Origin of the sequence: Serratia bockelmannii (genome assembly GCF_008011855.1) — a bacterium.
Taxonomy (GTDB): domain Bacteria; phylum Pseudomonadota; class Gammaproteobacteria; order Enterobacterales; family Enterobacteriaceae; genus Serratia; species Serratia bockelmannii.
Genome location: NZ_VOUX01000033.1, coordinates 1,637,034 through 1,648,927, shown reverse-complemented (window position 1 = coordinate 1,648,927; position 11,894 = coordinate 1,637,034). Strand labels below are relative to the sequence as shown.

The 11,894-nt window shown below is 59.8% G+C and carries 14 protein-coding genes; all 14 read left to right on the top strand.

Going from position 1 to position 11,894, the window contains the following annotated elements; translation table 11 throughout:
* Positions 1-131 precede the first annotated feature (131 nt).
* The 14 genes from iscR to rodZ all read left to right on the top strand — a co-directional run bounded on the left by iscR (position 132) and on the right by rodZ (position 11,853).
* Positions 132-626 (top strand): Fe-S cluster assembly transcriptional regulator IscR, encoded by a 495-nt coding sequence (iscR, locus tag FOT55_RS24320; RefSeq protein WP_004941404.1) that lies wholly within the window; start codon positions 132-134, stop codon positions 624-626.
* A 54-nt stretch (positions 627-680) separates the two neighbouring features.
* The gene (iscS, locus tag FOT55_RS24315; protein ID WP_016929764.1) at positions 681-1,895 is read left to right on the top strand and encodes a cysteine desulfurase; all 1,215 of its coding nucleotides are present in this window, start codon (positions 681-683) and stop codon (positions 1,893-1,895) included.
* Positions 1,896-1,919: 24 nt separating this feature from the next.
* Complete coding sequence (gene iscU, locus FOT55_RS24310; RefSeq protein ID WP_004941408.1) at positions 1,920-2,306, top strand: Fe-S cluster assembly scaffold IscU; 387 nt, start codon at positions 1,920-1,922, stop codon at positions 2,304-2,306.
* A gap of 54 nt (positions 2,307-2,360) precedes the next feature.
* A complete protein-coding gene (iscA, locus tag FOT55_RS24305; RefSeq protein WP_004941410.1) occupies positions 2,361-2,684 on the top strand; it encodes an iron-sulfur cluster assembly protein IscA in 324 nt (107 codons plus the stop codon).
* A gap of 62 nt (positions 2,685-2,746) precedes the next feature.
* Positions 2,747-3,268 carry a co-chaperone HscB gene (hscB, locus tag FOT55_RS24300; protein ID WP_043138098.1) on the top strand — a complete coding sequence of 174 codons (522 nt, stop codon included), beginning with the start codon at positions 2,747-2,749 and terminating at the stop codon, positions 3,266-3,268.
* A gap of 32 nt (positions 3,269-3,300) precedes the next feature.
* Positions 3,301-5,151: a Fe-S protein assembly chaperone HscA gene (gene hscA / locus FOT55_RS24295; RefSeq protein ID WP_025303914.1), complete on the top strand. Its 1,851-nt coding sequence runs from the start codon at positions 3,301-3,303 to the stop codon at positions 5,149-5,151.
* 2 nt (positions 5,152-5,153) lie between these two features.
* On the top strand, positions 5,154-5,489 hold the full coding sequence (fdx, locus tag FOT55_RS24290) for an ISC system 2Fe-2S type ferredoxin (protein WP_004941417.1): 336 nt from the start codon (positions 5,154-5,156) through the stop codon (positions 5,487-5,489).
* 32 nt (positions 5,490-5,521) lie between these two features.
* On the top strand, positions 5,522-5,722 hold the full coding sequence (gene iscX / locus FOT55_RS24285; RefSeq protein WP_047574017.1) for a Fe-S cluster assembly protein IscX: 201 nt from the start codon (positions 5,522-5,524) through the stop codon (positions 5,720-5,722).
* A gap of 83 nt (positions 5,723-5,805) precedes the next feature.
* Entirely contained in the window at positions 5,806-7,101 is a 1,296-nt protein-coding gene (gene pepB / locus FOT55_RS24280) for an aminopeptidase PepB (protein ID WP_025303913.1), read from the top strand.
* An 88-nt stretch (positions 7,102-7,189) separates the two neighbouring features.
* A complete protein-coding gene (gene sseB / locus FOT55_RS24275) occupies positions 7,190-8,020 on the top strand; it encodes an enhanced serine sensitivity protein SseB (RefSeq protein ID WP_147824135.1) in 831 nt (276 codons plus the stop codon).
* Positions 8,021-8,182: 162 nt separating this feature from the next.
* Positions 8,183-8,608, top strand: a complete 426-nt coding sequence (gene ndk / locus FOT55_RS24270; RefSeq protein WP_004941424.1) for a nucleoside-diphosphate kinase — start codon at positions 8,183-8,185, stop codon at positions 8,606-8,608.
* 236 nt (positions 8,609-8,844) lie between these two features.
* On the top strand, positions 8,845-10,041 hold the full coding sequence (gene rlmN, locus FOT55_RS24265) for a dual-specificity RNA methyltransferase RlmN (protein ID WP_004941426.1): 1,197 nt from the start codon (positions 8,845-8,847) through the stop codon (positions 10,039-10,041).
* Positions 10,042-10,139: 98 nt separating this feature from the next.
* Positions 10,140-10,889, top strand: a complete 750-nt coding sequence (gene pilW, locus FOT55_RS24260; protein ID WP_127146618.1) for a type IV pilus biogenesis/stability protein PilW — start codon at positions 10,140-10,142, stop codon at positions 10,887-10,889.
* Positions 10,879-11,853 carry a cytoskeleton protein RodZ gene (rodZ, locus tag FOT55_RS24255; protein WP_025303910.1) on the top strand — a complete coding sequence of 325 codons (975 nt, stop codon included), beginning with the start codon at positions 10,879-10,881 and terminating at the stop codon, positions 11,851-11,853. The genes pilW and rodZ overlap by 11 nt, the downstream gene beginning before the upstream one ends.
* Positions 11,854-11,894: the final 41 nt, after the last annotated feature.

The following is an 11,894-nucleotide window of genomic DNA, read 5'->3' as shown; positions in this document are numbered from 1 at the left end:
TATATACCTTTGTTCTTGCTAAGTTCAAAACGTGCTAATACTTGAGTTAATTACTAGGTTAAATAGTTGACTGTTTTACTCAGGAATGTCAGACTTTCGGCCATATTTGACCAACAGGTAACCATTGAGCTATGAGACTGACATCCAAAGGCCGTTATGCCGTAACCGCTATGCTTGACGTAGCGCTGCATTCCCAGGAAGGGCCGGTGCCACTGGCGGACATTTCCGAACGCCAGGGTATTTCGCTCTCTTATCTGGAACAATTATTCTCCCGTCTGCGCAAGAATGGCCTGGTGGCCAGCGTGCGCGGTCCGGGCGGTGGTTATCTGCTGGGTAAAGACGCGGGTGAGATCGCCGTTGGCGCTGTCATCACTGCCGTCGATGAATCGGTAGATGCAACCCGTTGCCAGGGCAAAGAAGGCTGTCAGGGCGGCGATCGCTGCTTGACCCACGCCCTGTGGCGCGATCTGAGCGAGCGCATCAGCGGGTTCCTGAACAACATTACGCTGGCAGAACTGGTCAATAACCAGGAAGTGCTGGTGGTGGCGGATCGTCAAAACAACGATACGCGCCGCACGGCCAACGGTCGTCCGCAAGAAACTATCAACGTTAATCTGCGCGCATAAGCAGCTGGCGAAATTATTTTAGTTTTTGGAAGTGATGTACGGAGCACAAGAGCAATGAAATTACCGATTTATCTGGATTACTCAGCAACGACGCCGGTTGACCCGCGCGTTGCTGAGAAGATGATGCAGTTTTTGACCCTGGACGGCACTTTTGGCAACCCGGCTTCCCGTTCCCACCGTTTCGGTTGGCAGGCGGAAGAGGCGGTAGACATCGCCCGTAACCAAATCGCCGAACTGGTGGGCGCCGACCCACGCGAAATCGTCTTCACCTCCGGGGCGACCGAATCCGACAACCTGGCGATTAAAGGCGCTGCCAATTTCTACCAGAAAAAAGGCAAGCACATCATCACCAGCAAAACCGAACACAAAGCCGTGCTGGACACCTGCCGTCAACTGGAGCGCGAAGGGTTTGAAGTCACCTACCTGGCGCCACAGAGCAACGGCATCATCAGCCTGCAGGATCTCGAAGCGGCGCTGCGCGATGACACCATCCTGGTCTCCATCATGCACGTCAACAACGAAATCGGCGTGGTGCAGGACATCGAAGCGATCGGTGAAATGTGCCGTGCGCGCGGTATCATCTACCACGTTGACGCCACCCAGAGCGTGGGCAAACTGCCTATCGATCTGAGCAAGCTGAAAGTCGACCTGATGTCGTTCTCCGGCCACAAAATCTATGGCCCGAAAGGCATCGGCGCGCTGTACGTGCGTCGTAAGCCGCGCATCCGCATCGAAGCGCAGGTACACGGCGGCGGTCACGAGCGCGGCATGCGTTCCGGTACCCTGCCTGTCCACCAGATCGTCGGCATGGGCGAAGCTTATCGCATCGCCAAAGAAGAGATGACCGAAGAGATGGCGCGTCTGCGCACCCTGCGCGATCGTCTGTGGAACGGCGTGAAAGATATGGAAGAAGTGTATCTGAACGGCGATCTGGAGCACGGCGCACCGAACATCCTGAACGTCAGCTTCAACTACGTTGAAGGCGAGTCGCTGATCATGGCGCTGAAAGACCTGGCCGTTTCTTCCGGTTCAGCCTGTACCTCCGCCAGCCTCGAGCCGTCCTACGTGCTGCGCGCGCTGGGCATGAGTGATGAATTGGCGCACAGCTCGATCCGTTTCTCCCTGGGGCGTTTCACCACGGAAGAAGAGATCGACTACACCATTCAACTGGTGCGTAAATCCATCGGCCGTCTGCGCGATCTGTCCCCACTGTGGGAGATGTTCAAGCAGGGCGTGGACATCAACAGCATCGAATGGGCGCATCATTAATTCTCAGGTTTCAGGAGCAAGGTCATGGCTTACAGCGAAAAAGTAATCGATCATTATGAAAACCCGCGTAACGTGGGTTCTTTCGACAACGAAGATCCTACCGTCGGCAGCGGCATGGTAGGGGCACCGGCTTGCGGCGACGTGATGAAGCTGCAAATCAAGGTTAACGATGAAGGCATCATCGAAGACGCGCGCTTTAAAACTTACGGCTGCGGTTCCGCCATCGCCTCCAGCTCGCTGGTGACCGAATGGATGAAAGGCAAGTCGCTCGATCAGGCTGAAGCGATCAAAAACACCCAGATCGCCGAAGAGCTGGAATTGCCGCCGGTCAAAATTCACTGCTCGATCCTGGCTGAAGACGCCATCAAAGCAGCGATTGCCGACTATAAGAGCAAGCATAGCGCCAAGTAATTTGTCTGAATCGGCCCGGCCGCGCCGGGCTTTGATGTGAAGTGTGAGGTTGTGATGTCTATTACCATGAGCGACAGCGCTGCGCAGCGTGTTCAGGCGTTTTTGACGAACCGCGGCAAGGGTCTCGGCCTGCGTCTGGGAGTGCGAACTTCCGGCTGCTCCGGGATGGCCTACGTGCTGGAATTTGTTGACGAAGCCAACGATGACGACATCGTGTTTGAAGACAAAGGCATCAAGGTGATCATCGACGGCAAGAGCCTGGTCTACCTTGACGGCACCGAGCTTGATTTCGTTAAGGAAGGCCTGAACGAAGGCTTCAAGTTCAACAACCCGAACGTCTCAAGCGAGTGCGGCTGCGGCGAGAGTTTCAACGTCTGACAGTCCATCGTGCTCCCCCGTTTCGGCGGGGGAACTTCATCCGCTAACGCCCAGAGCACGCTATGGATTACTTTACTTTATTCGGGCTGCCCGTTCGCTACACCGTGGACGGCAGCCTGCTTGCGTCCCGCTTCCAGGATCTGCAGCGCCAATTTCACCCCGATCGTTTCGCCAACCAGCCGGAGCGCGAACGCCTGATGGCGTTGCAGCAGGCGGCGACCATCAACGAAGCCTACCAGGCGCTGAAGCACCCGTTAAAACGCGCGGAGTATATGCTATCTTTGCACGGCTTCGATCTGGGCAACGAACAGCATACGATGCGCGACACCGCCTTTCTGATGGAACAGCTGGAGCTGCGCGAAGAGCTCGACGCCATTGAGCGCAAGCCGGAGGCGGAAAGCCTGCTGGCCGATTTCGGCGCGCGGCTGGCCACCTCCATCAAGCAGCGCAGCGCGCTGATGCTGCAGCAGTTGGACAGTGAACAGTGGGCGGATGCCGCCGACACCGTGCGCAAGCTGCGCTTTTTGGACAAACTCCAGCAACAGGTTGAACAACTCGAAGAAAAACTGCTGGGTTTTGAGTAACACCTTCTGATTCTGATTGTGGAAGCTTCAACATGGCCTTATTACAAATTAGTGAGCCTGGCCTCAGCGCCGCGCCGCACCAGCGACGCCTGGCCGCCGGCATCGACTTAGGCACCACCAACTCGCTGGTCGCCACGGTGCGCAGCGGGCAAGCGGAAACACTGGCCGACGATCAGGGACGCCATTTGCTGCCTTCGGTGGTGCATTATCAGGCGGACGCGCAGCGCGTCGGCTGGGATGCGCGCCAACAGGCGGCGCAGGATCCGGCCAATACCGTCAGCTCCATCAAACGCATGATGGGTCGTTCGTTGGCGGACGTGCAGCAACGTTACCCGAACCTGCCGTATCAATTTCAGGCCAGCGACAACGGCCTGCCGCTGATCGTCACCGCCGCCGGCCCGGTTAACCCGGTTGGCGTCTCCGCCGATATCCTGCGGGCTCTGTCCGCGCGCGCGCAAGCGGCGCTGGAAGGCGAGCTGGACGGCGTGGTGATTACCGTTCCCGCTTACTTCGACGACGCGCAGCGCCAGGGCACCAAAGACGCGGCGCGTCTGGCCGGCCTGCACGTCCTGCGCCTGCTGAATGAACCAACCGCGGCGGCGATCGCCTACGGGCTGGATTCCGGCCAGGAAGGGGTGATCGCGGTTTACGATCTGGGCGGTGGCACCTTTGATATCTCCATTCTGCGCCTCAGCCGCGGCGTGTTCGAAGTGCTGGCCACCGGCGGCGATTCCGCGCTGGGCGGCGACGATTTCGATCACCTGCTGGCCGACTGGCTGCGCGAGCAGGCCGGCGTGGCCGATCGCAGCGATCACGGTGTGCAGCGCCAACTGCTGGACGCCGCCATCGCCGCCAAAATCGCGTTGAGCGATGCCGACAGCGTGTGCGTTGAGGTCGCCGGCTGGCAGGGCGAGGTGACCCGCGCCCAGTTCGAAGCGCTGATCGCTCCGCTGGTGAAACGTACGCTGATGGCCTGCCGCCGCGCGCTGAAAGATGCCGGCGTCGCCGCCGACGAGGTGCTGGAAGCGGTGATGGTCGGCGGTTCCACCCGCGTGCCGCTGGTGCGTGAGCAGGTGGGGGCCTTCTTCGGCCGCACGCCGCTGACGTCGATCGATCCGGATAAAGTGGTCGCCATCGGCGCCGCGATCCAGGCCGACATCCTGGTGGGCAACAAGCCGGACAGCGACATGCTGCTGCTGGACGTGATCCCGCTGTCGCTGGGCCTGGAAACCATGGGCGGTCTGGTGGAGAAAGTGATCCCGCGCAACACCACCATTCCGGTGGCGCGCGCGCAGGAGTTCACCACCTTTAAAGATGGCCAGAGCGCGATGATGATCCACGTGCTGCAGGGCGAGCGCGAGCTGGTGCAGGATTGCCGTTCGCTGGCGCGCTTCACGCTGCGCGGCCTGCCGCCATTGCCTGCCGGTGGCGCGCACATTCGCGTCACCTTCCAGGTGGATGCCGATGGTCTGCTGAGCGTCACCGCGATGGAGAAATCCACCGGCGTTGAAGCCTCGATCCAGGTCAAGCCGTCATACGGTCTGTCGGACAGCGAAATCGCCGGCATGATCAAGGATTCGATGGCCAACGCGCAAAGCGACGTGGGCGCGCGCAAGCTGGCGGAGCAACGCGTGGAAGCCGCGCGGGTGCTGGAAAGCCTGCAGGGTGCGCTGGCCACCGACGCCGCGCTGCTGAGCGAGGCGGAAAGCCAGGCGATCGCCGCCGCGACCCAGGCGTTGCAGCAGGCGGCGCAGGGTGAAGATCCCGCCGCTATCGAAGACGCCATCAAAACATTAGATGCACAAACGCAAGATTTTGCCGCGCGCCGCATGGACGCTTCCATTCGCCGCGCGCTGGCTGGCCATTCTGTGGATGAGGTTTAACCATGCCTAAAATTGTTTTCCTGCCCCATCAAGACCTTTGCCCGGAAGGGGCGGTTCTGGAAGCCGAAAAAGGGGAGTCGATCCTCAACGTTGCGCTGCGCAACGGCATTGAAATCGAGCACGCCTGCGAGAAATCCTGCGCCTGCACCACCTGCCACTGCATCGTGCGTGAAGGCTTCGATTCGCTGGAAGAGAGCAGCGAGCTGGAAGACGACATGCTGGACAAAGCCTGGGGGCTGGAGCCGGAAAGCCGTCTGAGCTGCCAGGCGCTGGTCGCCGACGAAGATCTGGTGGTCGAAATGCCGCGCTACACCGTCAACCACGCGCGTGAGCATTAATTGTTAGCCGCAGCGTCAACCCGGAGATCATAATGGGACTGAAGTGGACCGACAGCCGTGAAATCGGCGAAGCCCTGTACGACCAATACCCGGACACCGATCCGAAAACCGTGCGTTTTACCGACCTGCATCAGTGGATCTGCGATCTCGAAGAGTTCGACGACGATCCGCAGGCTTCCAACGAAAAAATACTGGAAGCGATCCTGCTGGTCTGGTTAGATGAAGCGGAGTAAATAGCGTAACGGGCTGCCATGGGCGGCCCGTTTATTTTGTATCCGACAAGATTAATAAAAGAATAATCCGGAGTAAGAAGGCTATGACAACAGAATTCATGCAGGTCACGCTGTCGCAACAACCTGCCGACGCCCGCTGGGGCGAGAAAGCGCTGCTGAGCACCAACGGCGAAGGGATGACCATCCACCTGACCGGGGCCGACAAGCTGGGCGCGATCCAGCGCGCGGGCCGCAAAATTGATGGCCAGGGCATCAAAAACGTCAAGCTGGCCGGCGACGGTTGGGATTTGGAAAACAGCTGGGCGTTCTGGCAAGGCTATCGCGGGCCGAAAGGGCAGCGCAACGTCGAATGGGCTGAACTGCCGGAAGCCGCGCGTCAGGAGCTGGATAAGCGCCTGAAGATCGTCGACTGGGTGCGTGACACCATCAACATGCCGGCGGAAGAGCTGGGGCCGGAGCAACTGGCGACCCGCGCTGTCGATTTGATGTGCGACGTCGGCTGCGATGCCGTCAGCTACCGTATCACCAAGGGCGAAGATCTGCGCGAGCAGAACTATGCTGGCATCCACACCGTCGGCCGCGGTTCCGAACGCCCGCCGGTGCTGCTGGCGCTGGACTTCAACCCGACCGGTAACCCGGACGCGCCGGTGTTCGCTTGCCTGGTCGGCAAGGGCATCACCTTCGATACCGGCGGTTATAGCCTGAAACAGAGCGCCTTTATGGATTCGATGAAGGCTGACATGGGCGGTGCGGCCACCATCACCGGCGCCCTGGCGCTGGCGGCGGCGCGCGGCCTGAAGCAGCGCGTGAAGCTGTACCTGTGCTGCGCCGACAACATGGTCAGCGGCAACGCCTTCAAACTGGGTGACATCATTCGCTACCGCAACGGCAAAACCGTTGAGGTGATGAACACCGATGCGGAAGGGCGCCTGGTGCTGGCCGACGGCCTGATCGACGCTTCTGAGCAGAATCCGCAGCTGATTATCGATTGCGCCACCCTGACCGGCGCGGCCAAAACCGCAGTGGGCAACGACTACCACGCCCTGTTCAGCTTCGACGATGCGCTGGCGCAGGAACTGTTGAGCAGCGCCGCCGCCGAGCAAGAGCCGTTCTGGCGTCTGCCGCTGGCCGAGTTCCACCGTAGCCAGCTGCCGTCCAACTTCGCCGAGCTGAACAACGTAGCCGGCCCGGCCTACACCGCCGGCGCCAGCACCGCGGCGGCCTTCCTGTCGCACTTCGTCAAGAATTACCAACAGGGCTGGCTGCACATCGACTGCTCCGCCACCTACCGCAAAGGCGCGGTGGATCAGTGGTCGGCCGGCGCGACCGGTTTGGGCGTGCGTACCCTGGCCAACCTGCTGCTGAGCAAAGCCAAATAATTGAACGCCCGCCGCATCGGGCGCTAGAATGCGCATTATCTTCGGGGCCCAGCATGCTGGGCCTCGCTATTTGATCCTGGAGTTTGCCATGAGTGCCCATCATCACGATGCCGCCCCGAGCGAGAACGAACTTGAACGCCTGCTGAAGCTGGCGGTGACGGAGCCGGCCCACCGCCCGGCGTTCTTCCGTGAACTGCTCGAGGCCACGGTGCTGATCCTCGGCGACAGCGAGCAGGTGCAGCAGGACGGCGACATCGCGCTGAACGCGGATACGCCGGTCAATATCCAGCATTGGGAAAAGCAGGACGGCGGCAGCATCATTCCGTTCTTCACCTCGCTGGAAGCACTGCAGAAGGCCGTTGAGGACGAACAGCCGTTCATCGCCATGCCGGCGCGGGTGCTGTTCGAAATCACCCAGGGCGCGGATCTGTTCCTCAACCCGAAGGCGGAGTACGGCAAAGAGTTCTATCCGGAAGAGGTGGCGATGCTGCTGGCGACCGGCGGCGTCGTCAAACCGGTGGAGCATTACGTCGATAAAGAGACCCAGATCCTGCTGGGGCAGCCCGAGGAATATCCGTCGGCGATGGTGGATGCGTTGACCACGCTGTTCAGCCAGCGCAAACCGGTGCGCCGCGCGTTTCTGGCGCTGATGCATGACCAGGCGGCGGACGAGAAGCCGAATCTGCTGGTCGGACTGGAAGTGGACGCCGAGCCGGCGGAGATCGAGGCGCTGATCAACGAGGCCGGCAGCGTCGCCAGCGAAACGGCGCCGAACGACGAACCGGTGGATTTCTGCCTGGTGTCGGAGAACGAGCGCGGCATCAGCCACTATCTGATCTCCCATACGCAGCCGTTTTATCAGCGCCGCTGGGGCAGTTGGCTACGCAATTTGATCCCGTCTACCGACAAGACCCAGTAGCGCCGCCGCGTGGTCGAAAATGCCCCATGAAGATCATATTTTTTTAATGAAATGTTGATTTTCCCGTAGGCAAGCGTTAACGGCGCACATATAATCTGCGCCACTTGAGAAGGCCGGCAACATTGCAGACCGGCCTGTTTTGGAAGTCATACAGAGGCCATCATGACCGTAGAACGTACCTTTTCCATCGTTAAACCAAACGCTGTAGCCAACAACGACATCGGCGCTATCTACGCGCGTTTCGAGCGCGCCGGTTTCAAAATCATCGCCGCTAAAATGCTGCGTCTGACTCGCGAACAAGCTGAAGGCTTCTACGCTGAGCACAAAGGCCGTCCATTCTTCGACGGTCTGGTTGAGTTCATGACCTCTGGCCCAATCATGGTGCAGGTTCTGGAATCTGAAAACGCCGTGCAGCGCAACCGCGACATCATGGGCGCAACCAACCCGGACAACGCACTGGCCGGCACCCTGCGCGCCGACTACGCGGACAGCTTCACCGCTAACGCCGTTCACGGTTCCGACTCCGTTGAATCCGCACAGCGCGAAATCGCTTACTTCTTCAACGAAAGCGAAATCTGCGCACGTTAATCGCGCGTTTCTGAGCTGATAGCCAGGCATTCACCGGCTGAAACAATAAAAATGCCCTGAATGCCTTTCAGCCATAGAAACCCGCTACTAAAATTTGTACAATGCCGCGCCCCTGATAAGACGACTTGTCAGGGGCGTGTTTTTAGTGCCGCCACCCGAATCTCGCGGGCTGAAATGCACAACTTACTTTCCATTCTTTAGCGCCATAACGTGTAATAACGAGGCCAGAGATCATTATGTTAGAACCCATCACGTCCGAGCACACCGTGTCTGAAAATAATTCGCTGACTACCCCCTCCGTTAACGTGGAGCAACCGGCTGCGGCCAAAATCAACCTGCTGGATCTGAACCGCCAGCAAATGCGCGAGTTCTTCGCCGAAATGGGCGAGAAGCCGTTCCGCGCCGATCAGGTGATGAAGTGGATTTACCACTACTGCTGCGACGATTTCGAGCAGATGACCGACATCAACAAAGTCCTGCGCGGCAAGCTGCAGCGCGTGGCGGAAATCCGCGCGCCGGAAGTGGCGGAAGAACAGCGTTCGGCCGACGGCACCATCAAGTGGGCGATTAAAGTCGGCGATCAGCAGGTCGAAACCGTGTACATCCCGGAAGCCGACCGCGCGACGCTGTGCGTCTCCTCGCAGGTAGGCTGCGCGCTGGAGTGCAAATTCTGTTCGACGGCGCAGCAGGGCTTCAACCGCAACCTGCGCGTGTCGGAAATCATTGGCCAGGTGTGGCGCGCGGCGAAAATCATCGGCGCGCTGAAGGTGACCGGCCAACGTCCGATCACCAACGTGGTGATGATGGGCATGGGCGAGCCGCTGCTCAACTTGAACAACGTGGTGCCGGCGATGGAAATCATGCTGGACGACTTCGGCTTTGGCCTGTCCAAACGCCGCGTGACCCTGTCTACTTCTGGCGTAGTGCCAGCGCTGGACAAGCTGGGCGACATGATCGACGTGGCGCTGGCGATCTCGCTGCACGCGCCGAACGACACCATCCGCGATGAGATCGTGCCGATCAACCGCAAATACAACATCGAGACCTTCCTGTCCGCAGTGCGTCGCTATCTGGAGAAATCCAACGCCAACCAGGGCCGCGTGACCGTCGAGTACGTGATGTTGGATCATATCAACGACAGCACCGACGATGCGCATCAGCTGGCGGAAGTGCTGAAAGACACGCCGTGCAAGATTAACCTGATCCCATGGAACCCGTTCCCGGGCGCCCCCTACGGCCGCAGCTCCAACAGCCGGGTGGATCGTTTCTCCAAGGTGTTGATGGAATACGGCTTTACGACTATTGTTCGTAAAACCCGTGGTGACGATATCGACGCCGCCTGCGGGCAACTGGCGGGTGAAGTGATCGACCGTACCAAGCGTACCCTGAAGAAGAAAATGGCCGGGGAACCTATCAACGTACGGGCGGTCTGAATCCTATAGCACCATTTTTTGTTATCTAACAGCCTGTTATGCGCAAGCATGTCGCTGGCGGGCGTTAGCTGACGGCCGATAAGGAAATGAATGCGGGCATGAAGCTGAAACTGTGGGGTATGTGGCTGGCGGCCGGGTTGTTGGCCGGGTGTTCCGGTTCAGCGCCGGAAAAGGAAGCACAAGTCTCTGAGGCGGGCCAGACGCGGTTGCAACTGGGCCTGGAGTACCTGCAGCAAGGCGACATGGACGCCGCGCGCCAGAACCTGGAAAAGGCGCTGGACGCGGCCCCGCAGGATTACCGCACGCAGTTGGGCATGGCGCTCTACGCGCAGCGGAACGGTGAAAGCGCCGAGGCCGAACAGCGTTATCGGCAAGCGCTCAAACTTGCGCCGGGCAATGGCACCGTATTGAATAATTACGGTGCGTTTCTTTGCGGTTTAGGGCAGTATGTACCGGCGCAACAGCAGTTTAGCGCTGCGGCGCTGGTGCCCGATTATGGCCAGGTCGCCGACAGCCTGGAAAACGCAGGTTACTGTTTTCTCAAGGCCGGACAAAACGATGAGGCGCGCACGCTGTTGAGCCGCGCGCTAAAAGTCGATCCGGACAAAGGCACTCCGCTGTTGGCGGAGGCCGAAAAGCAATTTGGAGAAGGGAAGCGCGCCCAGTCGCAACTTTTATTGGATGTTTATCAGCATGTTCTGCCGGCCAGCGCCAGCAGCTTATGGTTACAGATTCGTTTCGCCGCGTCAGCCGGCCGCCAGGATAGCGTTCAACGCTATGGCAAGCAGCTAGCGCGAAGTTTTCCACAATCCAAACAGTACCAGCAGTTCTTAGCTAATGAATACTGAAGCCTCCCAAGATAAAACCGTATCCATGACGACGGGCCAGCGCCTGCGTCAGGCCCGTGAGCAACTCGGGCTGAGCCAACAGACCGTTGCAGAACGCCTGTGTCTCAAAATGTCCACCGTGCGCGATATCGAGGAAGACAGCGTGTCTGCTGACCTCGCGTCCACCTTCGTGCGCGGCTACATCCGTTCCTACGCCAAACTGGTGCATCTGCCGGAAGACGAACTGCTGCCGATGCTGGCCAAGCAGGCGCCGTTGAAGATGGCGAAAGTGGCGCCGATGCAAAGCTTCTCGCTGGGCAAGCGCCGCAAGAAACGCGACGGCTGGCTGATGAGCTTCACCTGGCTTATCGTGTTCGTGGTGATCGGCCTGACCGGCGCCTGGTGGTGGCAAAACCACAAGGCGCAGCAGGAAGAGATCGCCACCATGGCCGATCAATCCTCGGCGCAGCTTTCACAGAATAACGAAGGGCAGTCCGTGCCGCTGACCGACGGCAATGCCGACGCCGGCACCAACGTGCCGTTGGTCGACAACAGCGCTACGCCGGCTGATACCGGCGCAGCGGCTCAGACGCCTGCGGCGACCGCCCAGGCGCCGAGCGCGGCCCAGCAGCAGCCTGCCGTGGTGTCGCCAAGCCAGACAACCCTGCCGGAAACCGCGCCGGCGGCACAAGCGCCGCTGCCGACCGCCGATGCGGGCGTGGCTGCGCCGGCGGCCGATCCGAACGCGCTGGTGATGGATTTCTCCGCCGACTGCTGGCTGCAGGTGACCGACGCGAGCGGTAAAACGCTGTTCAGCGGCACCCAGAAGCAAGGTGGCAAGCTGAACCTGACCGGCACTGCGCCGTATAAACTGACCATCGGCGCGCCGGCGGCAGTTCAGATCCAGTATCAGGGTAAACCGGTTGATTTAAGCCGGTTCGTTAAGTCAAACCGTGTTGCTCGCCTGACCGTCGCCGCGCAGTAATCGCGCGGCTGGTCGTGATGTCAGAGCAGCAATGGAGAGTA

What these genes read in the sequence shown, in the direction of transcription:
- iscR (WP_004941404.1), top strand. Translation starts at nt 132, where the DNA reads ATGAGACTGACATCCAAAGGCCGTTATGCCGTAACCGCTATGCTTGAC.
- iscS (WP_016929764.1), top strand. Translation starts at nt 681, where the DNA reads ATGAAATTACCGATTTATCTGGATTACTCAGCAACGACGCCGGTTGAC.
- iscU (WP_004941408.1), top strand. Translation starts at nt 1,920, where the DNA reads ATGGCTTACAGCGAAAAAGTAATCGATCATTATGAAAACCCGCGTAAC.
- iscA (WP_004941410.1), top strand. Translation starts at nt 2,361, where the DNA reads ATGTCTATTACCATGAGCGACAGCGCTGCGCAGCGTGTTCAGGCGTTT.
- hscB (WP_043138098.1), top strand. Translation starts at nt 2,747, where the DNA reads ATGGATTACTTTACTTTATTCGGGCTGCCCGTTCGCTACACCGTGGAC.
- hscA (WP_025303914.1), top strand. Translation starts at nt 3,301, where the DNA reads ATGGCCTTATTACAAATTAGTGAGCCTGGCCTCAGCGCCGCGCCGCAC.
- fdx (WP_004941417.1), top strand. Translation starts at nt 5,154, where the DNA reads ATGCCTAAAATTGTTTTCCTGCCCCATCAAGACCTTTGCCCGGAAGGG.
- iscX (WP_047574017.1), top strand. Translation starts at nt 5,522, where the DNA reads ATGGGACTGAAGTGGACCGACAGCCGTGAAATCGGCGAAGCCCTGTAC.
- pepB (WP_025303913.1), top strand. Translation starts at nt 5,806, where the DNA reads ATGACAACAGAATTCATGCAGGTCACGCTGTCGCAACAACCTGCCGAC.
- sseB (WP_147824135.1), top strand. Translation starts at nt 7,190, where the DNA reads ATGAGTGCCCATCATCACGATGCCGCCCCGAGCGAGAACGAACTTGAA.
- ndk (WP_004941424.1), top strand. Translation starts at nt 8,183, where the DNA reads ATGACCGTAGAACGTACCTTTTCCATCGTTAAACCAAACGCTGTAGCC.
- rlmN (WP_004941426.1), top strand. Translation starts at nt 8,845, where the DNA reads ATGTTAGAACCCATCACGTCCGAGCACACCGTGTCTGAAAATAATTCG.
- pilW (WP_127146618.1), top strand. Translation starts at nt 10,140, where the DNA reads ATGAAGCTGAAACTGTGGGGTATGTGGCTGGCGGCCGGGTTGTTGGCC.
- rodZ (WP_025303910.1), top strand. Translation starts at nt 10,879, where the DNA reads ATGAATACTGAAGCCTCCCAAGATAAAACCGTATCCATGACGACGGGC.